Annotated in this window: 10 protein-coding genes; 6 read left to right on the top strand and 4 right to left on the bottom strand. The window is 59.6% G+C overall.

Annotated elements, in window-relative coordinates; translation table 11 throughout:
- The first annotated feature begins 82 nt into the window (after nucleotides 1-82).
- The 4 genes from VM99_00940 to VM99_00925 all read left to right on the top strand — a co-directional run bounded on the left by VM99_00940 (nucleotide 83) and on the right by VM99_00925 (nucleotide 8,264).
- A complete protein-coding gene (locus tag VM99_00940) occupies nucleotides 83-1,456 on the top strand; it encodes a 2,4-diaminobutyrate 4-aminotransferase (protein AKK01655.1) in 1,374 nt (457 codons plus the stop codon).
- A gap of 288 nt (nucleotides 1,457-1,744) precedes the next feature.
- Nucleotides 1,745-2,899 carry an RND transporter gene (locus tag VM99_00935; GenBank protein AKJ96688.1) on the top strand — a complete coding sequence of 385 codons (1,155 nt, stop codon included), beginning with the start codon at nucleotides 1,745-1,747 and terminating at the stop codon, nucleotides 2,897-2,899.
- Between the two features lie 20 nt (nucleotides 2,900-2,919).
- Complete coding sequence (locus tag VM99_00930) at nucleotides 2,920-6,081, top strand: acriflavine resistance protein B (GenBank protein AKJ96687.1); 3,162 nt, start codon at nucleotides 2,920-2,922, stop codon at nucleotides 6,079-6,081.
- Nucleotides 6,082-6,302: 221 nt separating this feature from the next.
- Complete coding sequence (locus VM99_00925) at nucleotides 6,303-8,264, top strand: chemotaxis protein (protein AKJ96686.1); 1,962 nt, start codon at nucleotides 6,303-6,305, stop codon at nucleotides 8,262-8,264.
- A gap of 48 nt (nucleotides 8,265-8,312) precedes the next feature.
- On the opposite strand, the gene VM99_00920 is transcribed toward VM99_00925, so the two are convergent.
- Nucleotides 8,313-9,062 (bottom strand): oxidoreductase, encoded by a 750-nt coding sequence (locus VM99_00920; GenBank protein AKJ96685.1) that lies wholly within the window; start codon nucleotides 9,060-9,062, stop codon nucleotides 8,313-8,315.
- Nucleotides 9,063-9,172: 110 nt separating this feature from the next.
- Here VM99_00920 and VM99_00915 point away from each other — a divergent pair, with 110 nt between their 5' ends.
- Nucleotides 9,173-9,547: a hypothetical protein gene (locus VM99_00915; protein AKJ96684.1), complete on the top strand. Its 375-nt coding sequence runs from the start codon at nucleotides 9,173-9,175 to the stop codon at nucleotides 9,545-9,547.
- A 175-nt stretch (nucleotides 9,548-9,722) separates the two neighbouring features.
- Here VM99_00915 and VM99_00910 read toward each other — a convergent pair whose 3' ends face one another.
- From VM99_00910 to VM99_00900, 3 genes are read right to left on the bottom strand one after another with little or no spacing between them, the layout of a single operon-like run.
- Nucleotides 9,723-10,094: a hypothetical protein gene (locus VM99_00910; protein ID AKJ96683.1), complete on the bottom strand. Its 372-nt coding sequence runs from the start codon at nucleotides 10,092-10,094 to the stop codon at nucleotides 9,723-9,725.
- Nucleotides 10,087-10,632, bottom strand: coding sequence for a hypothetical protein (locus VM99_00905; GenBank protein AKJ96682.1), 546 nt, complete (start codon nucleotides 10,630-10,632; stop codon nucleotides 10,087-10,089). The genes VM99_00910 and VM99_00905 overlap by 8 nt, the downstream gene beginning before the upstream one ends.
- Before the next feature lie 25 nt (nucleotides 10,633-10,657).
- Nucleotides 10,658-11,842, bottom strand: a complete 1,185-nt coding sequence (locus VM99_00900; GenBank protein ID AKJ96681.1) for a hypothetical protein — start codon at nucleotides 11,840-11,842, stop codon at nucleotides 10,658-10,660.
- A 249-nt stretch (nucleotides 11,843-12,091) separates the two neighbouring features.
- Between VM99_00900 and VM99_00895 the strand changes: the two genes are divergently transcribed.
- On the top strand, nucleotides 12,092-24,166 hold the full coding sequence (locus tag VM99_00895; GenBank protein AKJ96680.1) for a hypothetical protein: 12,075 nt from the start codon (nucleotides 12,092-12,094) through the stop codon (nucleotides 24,164-24,166).
- Nucleotides 24,167-24,172 lie beyond the last annotated feature (6 nt).

Genomic DNA, 24,172 nt, shown 5'->3' with positions numbered 1-24,172 from the left:
TTCCCTTCCAAACCCAGCCTCCATGGAGGAAATCATGAGTGCTTTTTCGAATGTCACAGCGGGTGGCGCGCAACAGCTACGCCTGTTGCATACCGGTCTGTCGAGCCCTTACTGCCTCGATCCGACGCCGCTTCTGGAACGCCAGCAACAGCAGGAATCCAACGCCCGCAGTTATCCACGGCGCATTCCGCTGGTGCTCGAAAGGGCCCATGGCATTTATGTTCAGGACAGCCGCGGGCAAGTGTTCGTCGACTGCCTGGCAGGGGCTGGCACCCTGGCCCTGGGGCACAATCATCCGGTGATCATCGAAGCCATCACCCAGGTCATGGCCGCGGGCGTGCCGATGCACACCCTGGACCTCATGACGCCGGTCAAGGACGCGTTCGTCCAGGAAATTTTCGGTTGCTTGCCTGCCGAGTTCGCTCGCAACGCACGCATCCAGTTTTGCGGCCCAAGCGGGGCCGATGCGGTGGAGGCGGCCCTCAAGCTGACCCGCACCGCGACTGGCCGGCACTCGGTGCTGGCGTTCGAAGGGGCCTACCACGGGATGACCCTGGGCACGCTGGCCATCAGCGGCAACCTGTCGCCGAAGAATGCCCTCGGTGCGTTGATGCCGGGTGTACAGCGCCTGCCGTTCCCCCACGACTACCGTTGCCCGTTCGGTGTGGCCGGCGACCAGGCGGTCACCTTGAACGTGCGTTACCTCGAACACTTGCTCAACGACCCGGAGAGCGGCGTGACCGCGCCGGCGGCGATGATCCTGGAACCGATCCAGGGCGAGGGCGGGGTGATTGCCGCGCCGGATCGCTGGTTGCAGGAACTGCGCCGACTGACCCAGGCCCATGGCATCCCGTTGATCGTCGACGAGATCCAGTGCGGCATCGCCCGTAGCGGCCGGATGTTCGGTTTCGAGCAGTCGGGCATCACCCCGGATGTCATCACGTTGTCCAAGGCCATTGGCGGTGGCTTGCCGTTGTCGGTCATGGTCTACAACGATTCGCTGGACGTCTGGCAGCCGGGCGCTCACGCCGGCACCTTCCGCGGCAATCAGCTGGCGATGGCGGCGGGCACCGCGACCTTGCGCTTTATCCGCGATGAAGGCCTGGTCAAGCACGCCGAAACGGTGGGTGCGCAACTGCGCAAACAGCTTGAGGCGTTGCAGAGCGAATTCGCCTGGGTGGGCGATGTTCGCGGCCGTGGCCTGATGCTTGGCATGGAAATCGTCGATCCCCAGGGGGCGCCGGATGCCCAGGGCCATCCACCGGTGGACACGGCCAGGGCCAAGGCCTTCCAGCAGGCTTGCCTGCGACACGGCTTGATCGTCGAACTCGGTGGGCGGCACGGTGCGACAGTGCGCTTGCTGCCACCGTTGATCATCACCGAGCAGGAGGTCGACTTCGTGGCGAAGATCCTGTTCCAGGCAGCGAGCAGCCTCAACGAGCGTTCAGCGCGTTGATTGAGCGTTTTCGCTGCTTGCTCGCGAAAGCGTTGGGTCAGTTAGAAGTGATGTTGGATGGGATGACGCCTTCGCGAGCGAGCCCGCTCCCACAGGGGTTGGGTGGGGATTGCACGTGATGTGTTCGCCGACATTACCTGTGGGAGCGGGCTTGCCCGCGAAAGCGGTGGGTCAGCTTGAAGTGATGCTGGATGGGATGACGCTTTCGCGAGCGAGCCCATTCCCACGGGGTATTGGGGCCTGTCGATTGCAATCGGCGGGCCTTTTTTCATTGGGCAGGGAGTGACCATGCAGAAGATTTTCGCCGCGATGGCACCCGCCTGGGTGTTGCTGGGCTTGCTGGGTTTAAGCGCGTGCGGCGACCGGCAAGCACCGGCCAAACCGGCTGCGGCGGTGCCGCAAGTGAAGACGCTGACGGTGCAGCCTCGGGCGTTCGCCATGACCACGGACTTGCCCGGGCGCATCGAGCCGGTGCGCATCGCCGAGGTGCGCGCGCGGGTGGCCGGGGTGGTGCTGACCCGGCATTTCCAGGAAGGCAGCGACGTCAAGGCCGGCCAGTTGCTGTTCAGCATCGACCCGGCGCCGCTCAAGGCTGCGCTGATGCGCACCGAGGGTGCCTTGGCGCGGGCCGAGGCCGATGTCTATCGGGCCAACGCCCAGGTGCAGCGTTTCAAGCAACTGGTGGCGATCAACGCCGTCAGCCCGCAAGCCTTCGACGAAGCCATGTCCGACCTCAAGAGCGCCCAGGCCAATCGCCTGGCGGCCCAGGCCGACGTGGCCAGTGCGCGGCTCAACCTTGGTTACTGCCAGGTGCGTGCGCCGATCAGCGGGCGCATCGGTCGGGCTCTGGTCAGCGAAGGTTCGCTGGTAGGGCAGGACGAGGCGACGCAAATGGCGCGAATCCAGCAACTGGACCCGATCTACGCTGACTTCACCCAGTCCGCCGACCAGGTGGTGGCCTTGCAGCAGGCACTGGCCAGCGGGCGCCTGAGCCTCGATGGCAACGGTACGGCGCAGGTGACGGTGCAAGTGGGCAATCCTCCCCAGTTACGCCGTGGCACCTTGATGTTTTCCGACATCTCCGTGGACCGGAGCACCGGCCAGGTAACCTTGCGCGGTGAGTTTCCCAACCCGGACAACCTCCTGCTGCCCGGCATGTACGTGCGGGTGATCGCGCCGGCCGGTGTCGACCGGCAAGCGTTGTTCGTGCCGCAGCAGGCCGTGCAGCGCGGCGCCGACGGTCAGGCCCGGTTGATGCTGGTGGACGACAGTGGCGTGGTCCGTGAGCGGGTGGTCAGCACCGGCGCCATGCTCGGTTCCGACTGGCAGATCACCCAGGGCCTGGTGGCCGGCGAGCAGGTGGTGATCGAGCGGGCCGACAAGCTCAGCGCGGGGACGCAGGTCCACGTTGTCACTCTGGCCGGGCAGCAAGCTCGCCACTGACCGACCTTGGGAAGCACACCATGCCGGATTTTTTCATCAACCGTCCGAACTTCGCCTGGGTCATCGCACTGCTGATCGCCCTGGCGGGTGCGCTGACCCTGGGGCGTCTGCCGGTCAACCAGTACCCGGACGTGGCGCCGCCGCAAATCAACGTCAGTGTCGATTACCCAGGGGCGTCGGCACAGATCGTCAGCCAGAACGTCACCAGCCTGATCGAAGAAGAGCTCAACGGCCTCAAAGGCCTGCTTTACTACGAGTCCAACAGTGCCAACGGCGGTGCCGAAACCACCATTACCTTCAAGCCGGGCACCGACCCGGACATGGCCCAGGTCGACGTGCAGAATCGCCTGCAACGGGTGGTCGGTCGCTTGCCCCAGGCGGTGATCGAGCAAGGCCTGGAGGTGGAGCAGGCGCGCTCCAACTTCCTATTGGTGTATGCCTTGTCCTACACCGACGACCAGCAGGACTCCGTCGGGTTGGCGAACTATGCCGCTCGCGCGATCAACAATGAAATCCGTCGGGTGGCCGGGGTCGGGCGGGTGCAGATGTACACCGCCGAGCGGGCGATGCGGATCTGGGTCGATCCGGCGCGCCTGGTGGGTTATGACCTGTCGATGAGCGATGTGGGCAGGGCCATCGCCGGGCAGAACATCCAGGTGCCGGCCGGCAGCATGGGCGAGCGGCCGGGGCCGGCGGACCAGCACATTACCGCCACCGTCATGGTGCAAGGGCAGTTGGACTCGGTGGAGGCTTTCGGCAACATCGTGCTGCGGGCCAATGACGACGGCTCCAGCGTGCGGATTCGCGACGTGGCGCGGGTTGAACTGGGGCGCAAGGACTACCGCTTCGACGCGCGGCTGAACGGCAAGCCGGCGGCGGCCATGTCGGTGCAACTGGCACCGGGCGCCAACGCGCTGGAAACCGCGGAGGCGATCAAGCTGCGGCTGGATCAACTGTCGAGCACCTTGCCGGCGAACATGGCCCTGAGCGTGCCCTACGACACCTCGTATTTTGTCGAGGTGGCGATCAAGCAAGTCCTCTACACGCTGATCGAAGCCATGGTCCTGGTGTTCCTGGTGATGCTGCTGTTCCTGCAGAAACTGCGCTATATGCTGATCCCGGCGGTGGTGGTGCCGGTCTGTCTGCTGGGCACGATGGCGGTCATGGCGCCGCTGGGCTTCTCGATCAACATGATGACGCTGTTCGGCATGGTGCTGGCGATCGGGATCCTGGTGGACGACGCCATTGTCGTGGTGGAGAACGTCGAGCGGCTGATCAGCGAGGAACACCTGTCGCCCAAGGCGGCGACCCGCAAGGCCATGCAGCAGATCAGCGGGGCGATTGTCGGCATCACCCTGGTGCTGTCGGCGGTGTTCCTGCCCCTGGCATTCATGGGCGGTTCGGTGGGGGTGATCTACCAGCAGTTCGCGATGACCCTGTCGGTGTCGATCCTGTTCTCCGGTTTTCTCGCGCTGAGCCTGACGCCGGCCTTGTGCGCGACCCTGCTCAAGCCGGTTGATCCGACGCGCCCGGTGCGCGTGCCGCGTTGGGCCCAGGGCTTCAATCGCCACTTCCAGGCCCTGGCCCGGCGCTATGACCGGCTGGGCGAACGCTGGTTGCGCCGCCGTGCCCGCAGCCTGTGCCTGTACCTGGCGTTGCTGCTGGTGCTGGCCTTCGCCTATGCCCGGTTGCCGTCCTCGTTCCTGCCCGAGGAAGACCAGGGCTACATCGTGACCGATATCCAGCTGCCGCCCGCCGCCTCGGCCTCGCGCACGGACGTGACGGTCCAGGCGTGGGAAAAATATGCCCTGGCCCAACCGGCCACCGATCAGGTGCTGGCGATCATGGGCTTCAGCTTTTCCGGGGAAGGGGCCAACGCAGCGTTGTCCTACGTCACCCTCAAGGACTGGTCGTTGCGCGGCAGTGGCCAGACCAGCGAAGAGGTGGCCCGGCGGGCGAACGCCGCCTTCGAGGACGTGGCCGATGGCACGCTGTACAGCGTCGTGCCGCCGCCGGTGGACGGCCTCGGCACCTCCAGCGGCTTCGATTTGCGCTTGCAGGACCTCGCAGGGCAGGGGCACGAGGCTCTGCTGGCGGCGCGTAACCAATTGCTCGAGGCGGCCAAGGCCTCGCCCGTGATCGCACACTTGAGGGAGGATGGCCTGGCGGATGCGCCGCAAATCAAGGTCAGCATCGACCGCGAGAAGGCCGAGGCCCTGGGCGTGGGTTTCGAGGTGATCAGCGCGGCGTTGTCTTCGGCGCTGGGGTCGGAGCAGGTCAACGAATTCGTCAACCAGGGCCGCATGCAACGGGTGATCATCCAGGCCGACGGGGCCAGTCGGCAGACCCCGCAAGCGCTGCTGCGCCTGCAGGTGCCCAATCGCCAAGGCCGTCTGGTGCCGCTGGAAGCCTTCAGTCGGTTCGAGTGGCAGGTCGGGCCGTTGCAGATCGGTCGCTACAACGGCTCGGCATCGCTGCGTTTTTCCGGGGATGCCGCGCCGGGCTACAGCACCGGCCAGGCAATGGCCGCGTTGCAGGCGATTGCCCGGCAGTTGCCGGCCGGCTTCAGTCTTGAGTGGGCAGGGCTGTCGTTGCAAGAGCAGCAGGCCAGCGATCAGGTGCCGCTGTTGGTGGGCCTGTCGTTGACGATGGTGTTGCTGGTGTTGGTTGCACTCTATGAGAGCTGGGCGATCCCGTTCGCGGTGCTGCTGATCGTGCCGGTGGGTGTGCTCGGTGCGGTACTGGCGGTGACGGTGATGGGCTTGCCCAACGATGTCTACTTCAAGGTCGGCTTGATCACCATCATCGGCTTGTCCGCGAAGAACGCGATCCTCATCGTCGAGTTCGCCAGGGCGTTGCACGCCGAAGGGGCAAACCTGACGCAGGCCGCGGCACAGGCGGCGCGCTTGCGGTTCCGGCCGATTGTCATGACCTCGCTGGCGTTCATCCTGGGCGTGCTGCCCCTGGCGCTTGCCAGCGATGCCGGTGCGGCCAGCCAGCGCGCGATCGGCACCGGGGTGATCGGCGGAATGCTGGCCGCGACCGTGCTCGGGGTGCTGTGGGTGCCGGTGTTCTATGTCGCGGTGCTGTCCCTGGTGGAACGCATGAGGGGCCGGCGCGCGGTGGTGCCTGAATCCGCCTCCGGGGAGGGGGCTTGCACCCGGCACAAGACTCAGATGTGACGTACCGCCACTCATCAACTAAATGCCAGGTTATTGATCTTGATCAAGGCAAATTCAAATTCTGCACTTGGCGCTTAGATAAACGCTGTACGGTAGGATATTAGGGGTGATGGCTATTTGATATTGGGTTAATATCACCCCACGATCAGCGTGTACAAAATCCCTTCTTACAACAGCGCCGCGCGTCAACTAATCGAGTATGGAATGAGGCTTGAACGAATATGCTCAGGAATGCACCGCTACGTCTGAAACTTTTATTGATTCTTTTACTGCCGTTATTAGGATTCCTGACCCTGGCCGGTATTTTTGTCGGCGATAACTACCGGACGCTGCGCGACATGGACGCGACGGTGACCGCCAGCGCCACCGCCCAGAAACTGAGCCTGCTCATCACCACCCTCCAGCGCGAACGCGGCGCCAGCGGGGTTTTCCTCGGTAGCGGCGGTAAATCCATGGGTGACCGGCTGGCCCAGATGCGCCGGGATGCCGACACATCGGTCGCGGTGATTCGTGAATTGCCGGTGTCGAGGAACAATCAACTCACCAAAGTCATTAGTGCCTTGGATGAGTTGTCCAGTGTGCGTGCACAAGTCGACAAGTTAAATATCAGCAGCACCGAATCCGGTGTTCGCTACACCGACATTATTCAAGTATTGATCGGTTATACCCACTCCCTGGAAGCGACCATCAATAACGCGACCATTGTTCATGCGCTCGGCGCACTCAATCAATTCATCGAAATGAAAGAACGGGCCGGGCGCGAGCGCGTCGTGCTCGGCCTGGTGTTCGCCCAGGACCGCTTCGACGAAGGGCTGTTGTCACGGTTCAGCCGCAACTGGGGTGAATTTACCGCCTACCTGGACGCTTTCCGTCGCAAGGCCCCACCCGTCTTGTTGCAGCAGTTCGATGATCAGATGCGCGAGCCGGCGGCCGTCGATGTTGCCCGGTTGCAGCGCCTGGCATTCGAGGTGCCGCTGGGCCAGTCGCTGGGCATCAAGCCGCAAGACTGGTTTGAAACCGCGACCCAACGGATCGACCTGATGGGCCAGATGGAAGAAGCCCTCGGTCAGAGTGTCAGCCGCCTGGCCATGCACGAGCGCGATAGCGCCAGCCGTGCCCTGTGGCTGACGCTCGGTGCCGTGGTCGTTGCGTTGTTGGCGGTGGCGGTGCTGTCGTACCTGATCATCCGCATGATCGACCTGGCGGTGCGCGACGTGAATCAAGTCCTCAATGACCTGGCGGAGCGTGATCTCACTGCCAGGGCAAGTCACGAAGGCAAGGACGAGTTCGGCCAGATCTCCCGCAACCTCAACCGCATGGCCCAGGAGATCAGCGGGGTGGTGCAGGAAATCGGCAACGCCACGGCACAAGTGGCGACGGCGGCGGAAGAGTCTTCCACGGTGACGATCCAGACCAGCCAGAGTGTCGAGCAACAACGCCAGGGCACTGAACTGGTCGCCACGGCGATCAACCAGATGAGCGCAACGGTGCGAGAGGTGGCCCAAAGCACCAACGATGCGGCGCACATGTCACAGCAGGTGAACATCAGCACCGCTCAGGGCCGGGTCGAGATCGAAAGCACCATCGGGCTGATCCGCCAGTTGTCCGGCCAGGCCGAGGAGACTGCAGCGATCATCGGGGACCTCAAGGAGGAAAGCGATGCCATTTCCTCGGTGCTGGATGTGATTCGTGGCATTGCCGAGCAGACCAACCTGTTGGCCCTCAATGCGGCGATCGAGGCTGCGCGTGCCGGCGATCACGGTCGCGGGTTCGCGGTGGTGGCCTCGGAAGTGCGTACCCTGGCGCAAAAGACGCAAGAGTCCACGGGCAGCATCCAGCAGATGATCAGCAACTTGCAGGCCGGTTCGGACCGCGCGGCGCTGTCCATGCAGCAGACCCTGGGCAAGGCTCAGGATGGCGCGAGCAAGGTCGAGCGGGCGGGTGAGTTGCTGGTGGAAATTGCCGAGGGCGTGGCGACCATCAGCGACCGTAACATCCAGATCGCTTCGGCGGCGGAAGAACAGAGTGCGGTGTCCGAAGACATCAATCGCAATGTCAACGAGATCAATGACCTGGTGATCCAGGTCAGCGCCGGGGCCGAGCAGACGGCAATCACCAGCCAGGAACTGGCGCGCCTGGCGGAGTACCAGCAGCAGTTGGTCAGTCGTTTCAAGGTGGCCTGAAGGGGGGCGGCTGCGGATCGAACTTCGATCCGCAGCCGCTCGTTCGATTCAGACCTGATTGGTCGGCATCACGAACAACTCGGCAATGTTGACGTTGCGGGGGGCCGAGACCGCGAACAGGACCGTGTCGGCAATGTCTTCCGGCGACAGGAACTGCAACTGCCCCGAGAAGCCGGCAATCATCTGCACATACTCTTCGCTGGTCGTGTGCTGCGTCAGTTCCGTGGCCGTCGCACCGGGCTGGATGCTGGTCACGCGGATATTGTGCTTGTGCCCGACCTCCATGCGCAGGCCTTCGGTAAAGGCGCTCACGGCGAACTTGGTGGCTGAGTACACGGCGAAACCCTGGCCGAATACCTTGCGACCGGCGACCGATGACGTGTTGATGATGTGGCCGGAATGCTGCTCGATCATCTGTGGAAGTACCGCCGCCGACACGTTCAATACGCCCTTGATGTTGACGTCCACCATGCGATCCCACTCGTCGGTCTTGAATTCATCGACGCTCGACAACGGCATCAGCCCGGCGTTGTTGAAGGCCACGTCGATCCTGCCGTAGGTGTCGAGCAGTTTCCTCACGCCAGCGTCGACGGAGGCCTTGTCGGCGACGTCCATTTCCAGGACGACGGCCTGGCCACCTTGTTGTTCAATCTCAGCGTGCAACGCGTGAAGGCGATCGGCCCGGCGCGCCGCAAGACCCACCCTCGCGCCCGCGGCGGCGAGTTTCTTCGCGGTGGCTTCGCCAATGCCGCTCGATGCACCGGTAATCAGTACGACTTGTCCAGTCAGTGCGTTCATGACCCATCCTCTTGTGCTCATCGTGAGGATTCACGACGAGATTTACGGTTGAGTCGCCATGGTATACATCGGATACTAGGTTGCAATTACGCACCTTAAGGGTACTAGATATGCTCGACGATACTGCAAAGCCCGAATGCACCCCGCAACGGCTGGAGCAAACCCGCCTGGTCCTGGACCAGATCGCCAACAAATGGTCGATCATGATCATGACCCGGCTGGCCGACGGGCCCGTCCGTTTCAATGAACTGCGCAGACTGCTGGGGAACATCACCCACAAATCGCTGACCGAGGCCCTCAGGCGCCTCGAACGCCACAAGTTGATCCGCCGCGAGGTGATCTGCTCCTCGCCCGTGGCCGTTCAATACGAAGTGACCGACCTTGGCCGGACACTCGAAACCCCCGTGACGGCCCTGGTACGCTGGGCTGAAGACCACGCCGGGGAGATGCTGGATGTGCAGAGCAGTGAGGAGGTTGAGGGCTAGCTGTCCCGAGCGTTCGGTGGTTGGAGTTGTCTGATTCTGGCGCCTGGTTTTCGAAAAACTCCAATGATCTGGCGCAGCATGATCTCACTGCCATAATCGTCCGCAGCCAGGAGTACCGGCAGCCGTTAGGTCGGTCAGTTCAAGGTGGTTTGGTGGGGAAGCCGGTTTCGGAGAATCAGGAACCAGGCGACAGCATCCGATCCACGATGGTGTAGATCGCTTTTTCCAGCGCCTGGTTTTCAAGCATGGTTTCAGCCACTTTTTTCGATATGTTGCCGAATTCAGGGTGCTCCAGAATGCTCTCGCCAAACTCCCAGCGCAGGATTTCCTGCACCGTGATGACCGGCGCCGCTGCGTGAAAGCCTTCAGTGTCTTTAAGGTCCCTAAGGCGATTTTGCAGGTGAGTTCGCAGCACTTCGAGCTCTTTTGCGTCTTTCCTTGATGTGGCGGCAGGAGCGGAATTGGCTGCGTTCGATACCACTCGCTCCTTGGGCTTGGCCAGCGCGGCCAGGACCTGTGACAGCCGAGTCGAATCGATCTTACTCATCGGTAGTCTCGAAACTGTTGCGGTAGGCGCCAAGGAACGCGGCGGGTTCAGTCAGATTGGAGGTGGAGGGCGGAGTGCTTGAGAGGCTTGCCAGTACTCGTTCCATGTCAGCCTTCAGTGCCGGATTGGAGCAATCGATCAGGCCTTGAGCCAACCGCGTGGCGGCGTTCTGCGGGCGCTCATCCAGCAGCTCCAGATAGGCACTGGAAAATTCCCGCAGGCTCATATCTTGCGACGTGTCCTGGAGGGTGAGGAAAGTACTGCGGGCTTCGTCCAACTTCGCAAGCTGAAGGCCAAGTAAACCCAGTTGGAAGCGAGCGATGTCCATCCCAGGGTCGAGTTCGAGTGCTTCAATCATTTCCGCATATGCACGCTCCATCAGGCCCAGTTCGGCATGTTCGGCGGCGCGAAAATAATGCACGGCGGCATTATTTGGTTCCAGTTCAAGGGCGGTGTTCAGATAACTCAATGCCGCGTGGTGGTCACCGTTCTGGCTGGCGTTGATAGCCAAGTGCAAATATTCCGGCGCGTCCAGCATGTAGAGGCTCCCTGTGAGCGATGACTTAGTGTTGGTCTGGATGACGGTCTGGGATTTTGTTCTGGTGTGTTCTCAACCAGTTTTCCATCAAAACGCGACCGGTGATGTCGCTGTCAGGGCGGGTCCGGTCAAGTACCTGGCCGATCAGTTGAACTGCCTTTTCGGGTTGGCCTGCGTCCTGGAGCAAGAGCGCTTCGGCATACTGCACCGACAGACCCAGCGGATTGAGTTTGAGGGCTCGGCGTATGCTTTTCTGGGCGCGTTCTTTCATTCCATCCAGGATGTCGACGATGGCCAGTCCTCCATGGGTCTCGCCAAAATTGCGGTCCAGCACATAGGAGGCATCAAGCGCCTGGCGAGCTTGAACGCTGTCCCGACGCAGAATGTAGATCCAGGCCAGTAGATGCCAGGTGCCGATATGGTCCGGCATGAAGCGGACAGCCATTTTCAGGTGTTCTTCGGCCTGGTCGAACTCCAGTTCGTTGAACTCCAGTCGTGCCAGGCCGGACCATGCCCGGCCGCATTCCGGATGTTGCTTGATCGTATGAAGCCACGCGTTGCGTGATGCGACGATGTTGTTTTGCTCGAAGTGGACCGAGGCGCAGGCAATCAGTGCATCGAGTTGATCGGGATCTTCGGCCAGCGTTTCGTGCGCCGTGATCAATGCCGGCGAGTAGTTGTCGTTCTCATATTGCAACAGCGCGAGCAGGCCGCGCGTGTTGGTGTTCTCCGGTTCCAGTTGCCGGGCCCTGGTCACCAGACGCTCGGCTTCTTCCGTTTCTTCCAACTGGTGTAGTGCACGTGCATGCATCACCAGCAGATGGGCAGGGCTTTGGGGGTCCTTGCTCAGCCGGGAGAGCAGGGTGTGGGTCGCCCCGTAGTCGCCGCTGTGAAAGTGGCCAAGGGCAGTATTGAAAAGAACGGCCGCGTGATGGATGCCTCCTTCGATTGCCTTGTCGCCGAACGCCGCGGCCGCGGCATATCGTCCTGCCTGCAATGATGCATGCGCTGCCAGTGCGTAAGTATGGGGTTGCTCGATACCCTGCGCTTGCATGTGCGCGATCAGTTGCTGGCCAGCGGCAATGTCGCCCAAGTCAATGGCCAATGACAGCGCATCCGCCAAAAGCGACAAATTACCGGGATCCTGCACCAGGTAAGAGAGCAGGCGCGCCAAGCGATTCTGTTCAGCGGGCGTGTGGTCAGCGGTCATGAATGGGCACTTTGTCGGCGATTGGAAAAGGAGTGAAGCGGTTCCGTCGGCTGATTATTGCCTCGGGAGTTGCGGTCTGTCATGCGTTAACAGCCGATTTACGTCGCTCATAAAATATTTTTCGTTCGCCCTAAACTTTATTAAAAAAACGAGCATAAGCCCTGACAGTAGCGCTGCTTGGCGGTTGGGCCAGCAGCAATGTTTTTAGCCGCGCGGACGGCTCAGCTTCGTCGGGGAGTTCAGGAAATCATGGTCGCCATCGTCGCCGGTAATGGATTAGGGCTGTTCAATGCCTCGTTGAATTCACTCGGAGGCAGCGGTGTTGGTGGCCAGGGCACTCTGGGCCAGGCCGGGGGGCAGGCGCTGGTCAATGTCAGTAATGGCAACCTGGTGTTGCGCTTCACCGACGAGCAGTTGTCCGGCTTGGGTCAGGATTTGCTACATACCCGCACCTATAACACCCAGGGCGGTCTGAGCGACGGTGATGCCGACGGCTGGCGTTGGGATGGCGAGCGCAGACTGTCGTTGAGCGGTTCAGTGAACACCTCAGGCAGCCAAGTGACCCGCACGACAGGTGATGGCCATCAGACGGTTTATCAATGGAACGGCACTCGATACCAATCAACCGAAGGTGATGGCGCTCATGACACAGTCAGTTGGGATGCTGGTAACGGCCAGATGGTCTGGACGGATGGTTCGAGGCGTCTTGTCGAGCGCTACGACAGTAATGGCAAGCTGTTGTCGGTTACCGATGCCAACGGCACTCAGATCAGCTATGGCTATGACGCCAACGGGCGCCTGAACTCGGTCAAGGACAGCTCTGGCCAGGAATTGGTACTGACCTACAACGCGTCCGGCAAGCTCGATCGCCTGGATACCCTTAGCGCGTCTGGCGGTGCGCTGACTCGCCAGGTGTACTACGGTTATGACGCCCAGGGTCGGTTGATCAATGTCAGTACTGATCTGAGTCCTGAGGACAACAGCATCGTCGACGGTAACGTCTATCGAACCGACTATACCTATGACGCGGACAGTTTCCGCATTGCCAGTGTCGCGCAAAGCGATGGCACATCGACCAGCTTCACGTACCAGTTGCTCGATGGCGAGTATCGGGTCAAGACCGTATCCGATGGGTCCGGCATTACCACGTTCACCTATGACACCGCTAATAACCGCACTGATGTGGTCAATGGCACGGGCCAGCAGTGGAGCTACTTCTACGATGCCGATGATCGGTTGATCGAAGTGCAAACCCCCGCGGTGGATGGCCAACGGCTGTCCACGCGTTATGCCTATGACTTGGACGGCAATGTCATCAAGGTTACGGATGGGCGTGGCAACGCCATCACCTACCAGTACGACGCGAACGGTAATGCTCTGCTGGAGCGCGATGGGGCGGGTACTACCGTCGTTCGTACTTACAGTGCCGACAACCAGTTGCTCAACGAGATTCGCTACAGCGCCTCGGCAATCCTGAACAGTTCTACCGGGCTCTGGACCGAGCCGCCGGCCAGCACCGCGCAAGTTACTCGATTGGCCTACGACAGTAACAATCGGGTGCGCTTCATGGTCGATGGACGAGGCCAGGTCGTGGAATATCGCTACAACGCCCAGGGGTTGAGAAACCAGGAGATCAGCTACGGTGACGCGCTGTTCTCGTTGAGCGGGCTCTCGCCCCAGGCCGAATTGACAGAATCGCAACTGGTCACCTGGGTCGGGGCGCGTGACCGGACCCGCTCGACCTTGACCGAGCTGAGTTACGATTTGCGCGGTAACTTGAGCCGTCGAGTGACTTACAGTGTGGTCAATGCAGCAGGCGTTGGCACGCAGGAAAGCAGTACCAGCGTCACCGAGTACGTTTACAGCCAGTATGGCCAGCTGTTGCAGACGCTCGTGGCGCGCGGGGCGGACCGCAGTCAGAAAACCATCCTGAGCTCTGTCGTTTACGATGGCCTGGGTCGCGTGGTCAGTCAGACCGATTCGGCCGGAACACGAACAACCGTCTACAACGGCATTAATCGTACGGTGGCGGTCACCAACAGCGCGGGAATGACCGTTGCCCAGGCCTACGACAGCAAGGGGCGGCTGATCAGCCTGACGCAAACAGCAACTGGCCAGGTAGTGCGTACCACTTCGTATGTCTATGATAATGCTGGTCGCCAGGTCATGGTCCAGGATGCGACCGGCGCGCGCAGTTATACGTTCTACGACGAGGCCGGGCGAGTCAGTGCGCTGGTCGATGGTGTCGGAGCGGTGGTGGAGTACAGCTACAATGCTGGCGGCCAGCGCGTCCAGGAAAAACGCTATGCGACCCTTGTCGATACCTCGGGTTGGTACGACGGTACGGCAGTGCTCAAAAAACGGGTGGGCGATGTTCGTCCGGCGAGTACCTCAGCGGATCGCCTGTTGACGTTTTCATACGACACGGCGGGTCGACTGATGACCTCGGCCGACGGGGTGGGAACGCTGACGACGTTTACCTATGACGGTCGTGGGCAGTTGATCAAGCAGCAGACCGGCGATCGAATCACTCGGTTTTTCTATGACGCCACTGGGCACCAGAACGGTCAACTGGACGCTGAAGGCTATCTGCGCGAAAACCGCTATGACGCAGCAGGGCGGTTGACGCAAAGCATTCGCTACGCGAGCGTGGCACCGGCGGCCAGTCGGCTTGGCGGCAGCCTTGACCAGTTGCGTCAGCCATCCGCTGATGATCTGTCGACCTGGTATTACTACGACACGGCCGGCCGCCAGATCGCGAGTGTCGATGAGAAACAGTTCGTCACTGAAACGGTGTACGACGAAGCGAGCAATACACAGAAGACGATTAGTTATGGTACGGCCTTTACCGCGACGATATCGGACGCAACGGTATTCGCAACGATCAAGGCCGTGGTGGCTACGGGGGTAGCACAGACAACGACCACGACCTTTGATGGCCAGGGGCGCGTTGCTCGGCGCGTCGCTACCGATGGTACGGTCACCGCGTATGAGTACGATACGGCCGGGCGATTGGTACGTGAAGTCCAGGCCCAGGGAGCCACCGAGGAGCGTAGCGTCCGTACTCAGTACGATGCCTTCGGACAAACCATTGGCAAGCTATTGGGTGAAGCGTCGGCGCGCATCACCGCGGGCATGAGCGATACCCAGGTCGCTGCGATTTATACGCAGTACGGCCTGACCTACCGCTACGATGCTGCTGGCAGAGTAGCAAGTGCCAGTGACGCATCGGGCAACCGGACCTTGTCCTACTATGATGCGGCAGGACGCCTGACTGACGTGGTCAACGCGTTGGGTGAGGTCAGTGAGACGGTGTACAGCGCGTTTGGCGAAGCCCGCGAACGAACGGATTTCACCGCGCGACTGGCGGCTTCGGACGTTGCCGCTCTCTCAGGCGGGGTTCTGGACGCACCCTTGAAAACCCTGGTGCAAGCGATCCGCAACGCGACCAATGACAATCGGCGCGTGTATGAATATGACAACCGAGGCCTGCTGGCTTCCAGCACCGATGCGCTGGGCTATGTCACTTCTTATGGGTACAACGCCTTCGGTAATCAAACCTCCGTGACTCGGTCCCTTTCCGCGAACAACACGGTTATCAGCAACACCACCTATAACAAGCGTGGCGAGCAGACAGGCCGCATCGACGATGTCGGTGGCTTGGCCCGCAGCAGTGCCACGGTCTACGATGCCTTTGGCCGAGTGATCGGCCAGACCGATGGTCGAGGCCAGACCAGCACGACCACCTATGCCAGCAATGGTCGGGTGATTACCCTCAAGAACCCGCTCAATCAAGGGCAAACCAGCGAGTACGACGCCTTTGGTCGAGTGCTCAGGCAAACGGATGCCCTGGGCAAGATCACGACTTACGGCTACAACGACAGCGCGCGAAGCTTGACGGTAACCACCCCAGATGGGGTCAGTGTCGTGACTGTAAAGGATCGTCATGGTCAGACATTGACGATCACCGATGGTACCGGAGCGGTGACACGCCATAGCTACAACAAGGACGGTCAGCTTCTTACACGTCAGGATGGCCTGAACCAGGTCACCACCAATGCCTACGATACGGCTGGGCGCCTGCTGACGGTAACGGACGCCCTGGGACGGGTCACCCGCTATGGCTACGATGCGGTCAATCGCGTACTGACCCGAACCGATGCCACCAATGGCGTGACCCGCTATAGCTTCGATGGCCAAGGACGCCAGGTGCGGGTGGTAGACGCGGAAGGAAAGGCCGAGCAGCGTATTACCGATTATGCCTACGACCGTAAAGGTCAGTTGTTGAGGGTGACCCAAGACCCTGGCGGCCTGAATATCACCACCAGCTACAGTTATGACGGCGTTGGCCAGCAAGTTCAGGTCATGCGCGGCACCGGTGCCAGCCCCAACCAACAGGTCACCCTGTATGCATTCGACAAGCTGGGCCGACGCATCAGTGAGCGTCAGGACCCGAGCGGGCTGAACCTGACAACCCAATACCGCTACGACGGTAACGATCAAGTCACACGCAAAATCGATGCGACGGGGAACAGCACCTGGTACGTCTACGATGCCGCCGGCCGCCTGAGCGCCACCGTCGATGCCCTCGGCTACGTCAGCGAGAATAAATACGATGCCAATGGACGGGTGATCGAGACGGTGCGTCGTGCCAGCCCGATACAGATACCTACGATCGGCGGCAACGATGGCCGGACCCTTACGCTGGGCGGCAACACGAGCAGACTGAATTCGGTGGAAAAAATCCCCATCGATCCGGCCAAGACCTACACCGTCCGTGTCAGGCTTCGTCAACTGACAGGGGAGGGCCAGGTTTATGCCGGTGTATTGACTCATGACAGCGCGGGCAAGTGGCTTTCCAACGCAGCCGGCAGCTCCTATGCCTATAGTGCGGTAGCGGGTGTAAAGCTGACGCCGGAAATGGGTTGGCAGACGTTTGAGGGAACCATCAGCGGCACCAACCCGATCAATGCGAGCGCCAGCCCCAACAAGTTCTTTGAGGGTAGTGTCGGTGCACTGCCCCTGCTGCTGTACAACTACGGTGTCGACACCAGTGGCGAGGGGAGCCGCCTGGTCGAGGTGGATTCGCTGGAGTTGATCGACACCGCGACCGGCCAGGTTCTCAACGCCAATGGAAATGCGAGGGCCGGCCAGACGAACTGGTACTCGGCCGGTCTTGTCGGGGCAAATGGCCCAAGCGATGCCCTCGGCGCCGAGCAGTTGCAAACGCTGCTGCGCCAGGACAGCAACGATCGTCGCACCCAGTTCGTTTACGACGCTATGGGCCGTCAGCGTTATGTGATCGATGCCCAGGGTGCGGTTACCGAAAACAGGTACGACGCCAATGGCCGTCTCACCGAAACCGTGCAATACGCCAAAGGCATACAACTGCCGGCGGACGGCAGCAGCGACGGCCGGACGCTTACCTTGAGCGGTGATACCCGTTCAATGACCGCTATAGCGAAAGTGGCTATCGATCCAGCCAAGACCTACACCGTGCGTATCAAGGTGCGCCAGGTGACAGGGGAAGGGCTTATTTATGCCGGTGTAGTGACTCATGACAGCACCGGCAAAGAGATCTCCAATCCATACGGTGGCTCCTACGCCTATAACGCCGCGGCAGGTGTGAAACTGACCCCAGAGATGGGTTGGCGTACCTTCGAGGGCACCATCAGTGGCACTAATCCGATCAATGCGAGCGCCAGCCCCAACAAGTTTTTCGAGGGCAGTGTCAGCGCGGTGCCTTTGCTCTTGTACAACTATGGCGCCAACGGCAGCGGTGATCCGAGCCGGCAGATCGAAGTGGATTCACTGGAACTGGTCGACACGGCCACCGGCCAGGTGCTCAATGCCAATTCGAGCGTCGGTGCAGGCCTAGCGAATTGGGCCTCGGCTGGACTTGTCGGCGCAAACAACGCAAGCGATACCCTCAGTGCCGAGCGCCTGCAAACGCTGTTGCGCCCGGACAGCAGCAATGACCGTAGCACCCGGTACACCTACGATGCCGCCGGCCAACGGAAAACCGTTACTGACGCTGCCGGCAAGGTAGAGACGTACACCTATGATGCGGTGGGCAACCGCAAGACGCTGACCAACAAGAACGGCGACGTCTGGACCTACAACTACGACGCGCTCAATCGGCTGGTGGAGGAGATTACCCCGGCGGTCACTGTAGCCAGCATCACCGAGGCCGGCGTGGTCACGGCCGCGTCTCGCTATCTGGTGACCAGCACCACTTACGATGCTTTGGGTAATGTGACCCGTCGTACCGAAGGTCGCCTGCGGGCCGGCGTAACGGCCGACCCGGCATTGGACGAGGTGAGTGAGGCACGTACCACGGCCTATGCCTACGATGCCGTTGGACGGCAGATTCGGATCACCAGCCCCGGTTGGTACAACAAGCTCAACGGTCGCTACCAGCAGAGTTCGGACGGTACCGCCAACACATTCCAGATCACCACCGAGGTGACCTACGACTCGGTTGGCAATGCCGTGCGCAACCGCGTTCGAGTGAACAACACGGGTGTTGCAACGACCGATTTTGTCGACACCTATAAGGTTTATGACGTGTTGGGTCGAGTCAGCCATGACGTCGACGCACTCAAGGGCGTCACTTCCTATGACTATGATGCGCTCGGTCAGAACATCCGCACCGTGCGTTACGCGAACGCACTGACGTTGGCTGCGCCAGCCAGGGGTTATTACCTCGGGACTGATATGACCGGCACCAACCTCGTGCCCGACGCGACTCAGGATCGCACCCTGATCACCCGATACGACGCCCTCGGGCGTAAGACGGCGGTGCAGAAGAACCTGGTCGGCCTCTACACCTTCACTGGCAACGTCGCTACCTCGACCCAGAATACCCTGGCACCCACCACGCTCTATAGCTACGACGCTTTCGGTCAGTTGGTACGCGAGACCCAGACCGCGCGTAACGCCAGCGGTGCCACCGTGCAAACCGGCGCCAGCAGCGTGTATTTCTATAATAAAGGCGGCCAGCGCATCGGCACGGTGGATGCCCTGGGCTACTACAGCCGCATGGAGTATGACGCCCTCGGCCAGTTGACCCGGCAGATCGACTACGCCAACAAACTCACCAGTTGGACCGAGAACGCGCTTCCGGCCGCACCGACGGCCAGCGCCACTGATCGCCGCGTTCGTTTCACTTACGACGCCATGGGGCGCCAGAGCCAGACCACCATTGAGGGCGCGCGTTTCTGGCAACAGAGCATTAACGCCAGCACTGGCGCGGTCAGCGCCACCCTGGTGACTGCCGATCTGCTGCTTAGCCGTAGCACTTATGATGGTGTAGGCAACGTCAAGACTGTTACCGACGCCCAGGGCAACGTGGTCAGCACCGACTACAACACCCTTGGTCAGGTGCTCAAAGTTACCGAGCCCGCACGGGCTACTGCCAAGAACGGCGCTGTCGACCCCTTTGCCAGCGCTACCGTCACTGCGTCGCCAACCACGACCTACCTGCTCAATGCGTTCGGGCAGCAGATCCGTGAGATTCGGGCTGCAGGCACTGATGGCGCAGGTACCGTGCAGGCCGGCCTGGGTCAGATTACCCGTACCCGTTACGACGCTGTCGGGCATGAGATCCAGGAAATTGACGCGGCCGGTTCGTCGCAGAATTACAAGGTCGATATCGCCGGCCGACGGGTTGAGGAAAGCCGACAGATTAATGTCACGATGAATGCATGGATGACGGCATTTGGCGTACCGATGCCGATGAATCACACCATTCGCCGTACCTTTGAATACGACATGCTCGGTCAGCAGATCGCCACGGTGGATTGGTATACGGAAGGCCTGAGCACCCAAGCGTCCGCTCGTGAAGGCGCGTTGTATAACCGCTTCGGCGAAGTGACCCGTAAGCAGGTCAACGGCGCCGTCGTGGAAATCTTCAATTATGATCAGATCGGTCGACTTGAGTCCTACGGCAACGCAACCAGTGTGACCGCGTTCCAGTATGACCTTTCCGAAAAAGTCAGCCGAAGCACGGTGTTGGGTGACTGGAGCATCACCACCGATGACCGCATCACCTACATGCGCAACGACTTGCTCGGTCGCACTGTCGAACAACACTTGCCGGCGTTCGAAGCCAATCTGAGCACTGACACCCTCAACAGCGCGACACTGACCTTGAGCACGCCGATCATCCGGCAGACCGTGGACCGTTGGGGCAACGTCCTCAGCCGCACTGACGCCCGCGGCTACGTCACCAGTTATAGCTATAACCACGCCAACCAGGTGCTTACCGAAACGCTGCCGGTGACCGACATCCTGCGCGAGAACGGCACCAGCTACCGGGCCAGCCTGATCCATGAGAAGCGCTACGATGCCCTTGGCCGGCTGATTCAGGAGGCCGACCTTGTAGGGCCATACACCGGCATGGCCAGCAATACCCTATTGCGCACCCGCCAGCACGTCTACAACCAGGTGGGCCAGCTGACTCGCGATGTCGACGCGCTGGGCAACTCGCGGCAGTACCGGTACGACATCCATGGCAACCGTGTCGCCACCCAGGATGCCTTGGGTACGGTGTTGGTCGACGGTTACGATGCCATGGATCGGCAGATCAACCACGGCGTTATTCGTAGTGGCGCTCAAGTCACTTTATTGACCAATAAGTACGACCAGGCCGGGCGTCTGTATGCCGAGATCAGCGGTACTGTAGAAACGGCGGAGACGTTAAAGAACGTGGAGGATGGCCGTCAAGGCAATTCCTATATGTCAGGGGTAGCGGGGACAACCCGGTACACGGTTTATAACGAGCGTGGCGATATCACCCACAGCATGAACGAATCCGGGGTGATGTTTAGCTATGCGTACGATGCCCTCAAACGCAAGACGCTCGAACAGGATGAGATGGGAAGCACCAAAACTTGGACATATTCAACTGGGGACGTTTCTCGGCTGGTTGGGTATAAGGATTGGGGCGGACATACCTACACCTATACTTACAATGCTTTTGGTGAGGTGGAGAAAGAGCAGATTGCTGATGGCCCTGACAAAACTTATCAATACTTTGCCAATGGTCTGACCAAGTTAGTAACCGAGGGGCCCATAAATAACTCGGCTGCTACTGGATCGGAATATGATTTGGCTGGGAATAAAGTACGTGAATTCAACTCCGCCAGGATGAAGACGGATACGTATACCTTCAATTCCGTCTATGAAATGCTCTACAAATATGATGCGTTGGGTAGGCTGACTGGGGTAAGCGCGCCTGCCGGTACTGACTTTGCGGGTGGCAATACCGCCCGTCTCGATTATAGCTATGACGAGGTGGGCAATCGGCGCCGTGTCGCAATGGATACTACCAACCAGGCCGGCGCACGCACGGTGATTGACAACTGGTTTAAATATGACCTGGAAGGGCGGGTGCTGGTTGAAGACGGCTTCGTCAACAGTGGAGGGGTTGTGGCTGCAGGAGTTGTTGCCGGTAAAGGGAAGGGCAAGGCCTACACCTATAACGCAGCAGGCAGTCGCACATCCGCCGAGGAATATGTAAAAGCTATTGATTTTTTCGGTACCCCTGCTTACGAATATGTTCTGAACAATTACACCTATAACGACTTGGGTGCCCAGCTCTCGATTACTAAACGGGCTTCGGTTCGAAATCAGTCGGCCAGTCCCGATACTTCTTTTACCTCGTTACTCGGCGAGGCCAGTCAGATATTCAGTGCTCAGTATGACGTACGCAATAACCGCATCTCCCAAGAGGATGTCAATGGCAGTGAGCGCACCCGTACCACCTACACCTATCGTGGAGATGGGCAGCTCAATAATCAGTTGGTAGCCCGCTGGAACGGTAGCATTTGGACTGCCTCTCAAAACACGTTCTTCAATGAAACACGAAAGATCGATGCTGATGGTGTGGAAAGTGATTCTCTTGTCGGATATAACGCTGCCGGACGTTCTGTTCACTATCGCTATACCGTCTACGACAAGAACGGTAATCGGACCATGTGGGGGGAGAATTTCACGGCTCTTACAGGGTTTGATACATGGAAGGAAAGCACGATCCAGGCAACTGTTAATAGGGGAAGCAATGGCCTGACGACCATGTCCTACAGCGCTCGCGGCGAACTGCTTATGGCGTATGCGAGTGGGAAAGCGACTTTTAGTCGATATTTTACTTCGGACCGAAATGGTCATCTGACTGTGCGCACGGATGGTTACGATTTCTCTTCCCAGCGTTATATTCTCCATAATGGCAACGTGCTAGCAAGTATCGGTAATAACAGTGCTGTGGAGATTTACGACACCATCGCATCTGTCTCACTCGATGAAGTGCCGCGCACGCCTGGTAGCTACGTGATCGTGGACGGCGATACCCTCCAAGGCATCGCCCAGAAAACCTGGGGCGATTCGAGCATGTGGTACCTAATTGCCGATGCCAATGGATTAAGTGTCGACGATGTTTTGGAGCGTGGCACAAGCCTGGTCATTCCCAACATCGCCGGTAGCAATGCCAACAACGCCGATACCTTCAAGGCCTATGATCAGAGTGAAGTGACTGGTGATCTTACGCCAGTGCCGATCTATCAGCCGCCAAAACCGAAGAAAAAGAAGAGTAAAGGGCTTGCCAGCGTCGTCATGGTGGTGGTGGCTGTAGTAGCAACGGTGTTCACGGCAGGCGCGGCGTTGGTGGCAGTGGGGGCTGCTGGAGGTGCGACTATTGCTGGTGCCGGGGTCGCCGCGCTCAGCGGTGCGGCAGGGTGGGCTGGTTTTGGAGCCGCGGTAGTGGGTGGTATGGCCGGTAGCGCTGCCGCCCAACTCGCTGGTAATGCCATGGGAGTGACAGACGGTTTTTCCTGGGGACAAGTCGCCATGGGGGGACTCGCCGCAGGTATTGGCGCTGGAGTTGGTAATCTGGTCTCGGGCGGGCAGACCGTCCAGGAACTGGCAAAGGTGGGTAGCTATGGCAAAATCGCTACTGCCGCTGTACTGAACTCTTTTGGCAACTACGGAGCCAGCAAAATTGTCGGCCTGGACACCAGCTTCAGCTGGCGTTCAATCGCTACGTCAGCGTTGGCTTCCGTAGCCACCGCTCGGATCAGCAAAGGGTTGGGCCTGACTACCGATAACTTCAAATCCAACTTCATGAACGGGATCATTGGTGCTCAGGTCGGTTCCAGTGTTCAGGCCTTGATTGGAAAAGGCGGCAAGCTGGATTATGTAGACGTAGCGGCAGATGCCTTTGGTAACGCGATAGGGAATGGTTTGATTGAAGCGTCGTTGGGGGGCGATTTCTTTGGCCCTGAGTCGGGCGCGATGAGTAAGCGGCAGGGAATCGTCGCTGATGCTTTTGAGCGAGCGGCTCGGATTAGCTATGCAGAAAAGTATGATGCTGCGTTGAAGGAAGTGGCTGATGAGAATTCTCGTGTAGAGCGAGCCTCTAAAGATCTCGCTGATCCCGCCAAACTGGAGGAGTTGAAGAAGAATGGACTGGATGCATCGGCGCTCCGGAAAGCATACATATCGGATCTGATGGCTGATGACGTTTATCTAAACTATGATTCTGATGATCCGATTAATAAACTTAGAGTCGAGAGTATGCGAAAGAATCTAAGCAGGTTTGGAATACATCGTCTTGATGCTAATGAGGTTCGAGTTGTTGGGCTGAGTCCAGATGACTTTGTAAATAAAAAATCAGATTTTTTTGCTGCTCTTTACAAAGATGAGAGTGAGGGGGGTTATTATCTTGCCAATCGAGGCACAGAAAGTGGTGCAGACGCCTGGACTGACGCGGTTAATAACTTTGGGTATGTAGATGGGCAGTTCGAAACTGCGGTATCGTTGGCGGTAGGTGTTTACGAGGCGCTTGAAGGAAATGTGACATTTGTCGGACATTCACTTGGTGGTGGATTGGCCTCAGTACAAGCTACCTCGGTTGGAGGACGAGCAATTACGTTCAATGCGGCGGGTGTGCATCCCCGTGTTGCAACAATGCTTAAGCTAGATATTTTGCCTGCAAAAGCTAATGTGATGGCATATCATGTTGCGGGGGATCTGGTTTCCATTGCACAAGACAGTTTAGGGTATGACGTAGCGGCCGCTCTGCTGGGTACACTACCCGTCGCTGGCATAGAGGCAGGACGGCTGCTCTCAGGTAATAAATTCGCTTCGAATATCGGCTTTGCCTACGCTCCGGAAGCTTTAGGTCGACGAATTGAGCTACCTTCTGTACAGAGCGGAAGGCCTATGTCGCGTTCGGAGCGGCTCAATCCATTAAATCAGTTGCAGCAACATAAAAATGGATCTGTACTACGGTCTTTGGAATATTTGATTGGTGCTTCAGCGCGATGAGTATTT

This window comes from Pseudomonas chlororaphis (genome assembly GCA_001023535.1).
Classification (GTDB): Bacteria; Pseudomonadota; Gammaproteobacteria; order Pseudomonadales; family Pseudomonadaceae; genus Aquipseudomonas; species Aquipseudomonas chlororaphis_E.
This window is presented reverse-complemented; position numbering and strand designations above follow the sequence as displayed.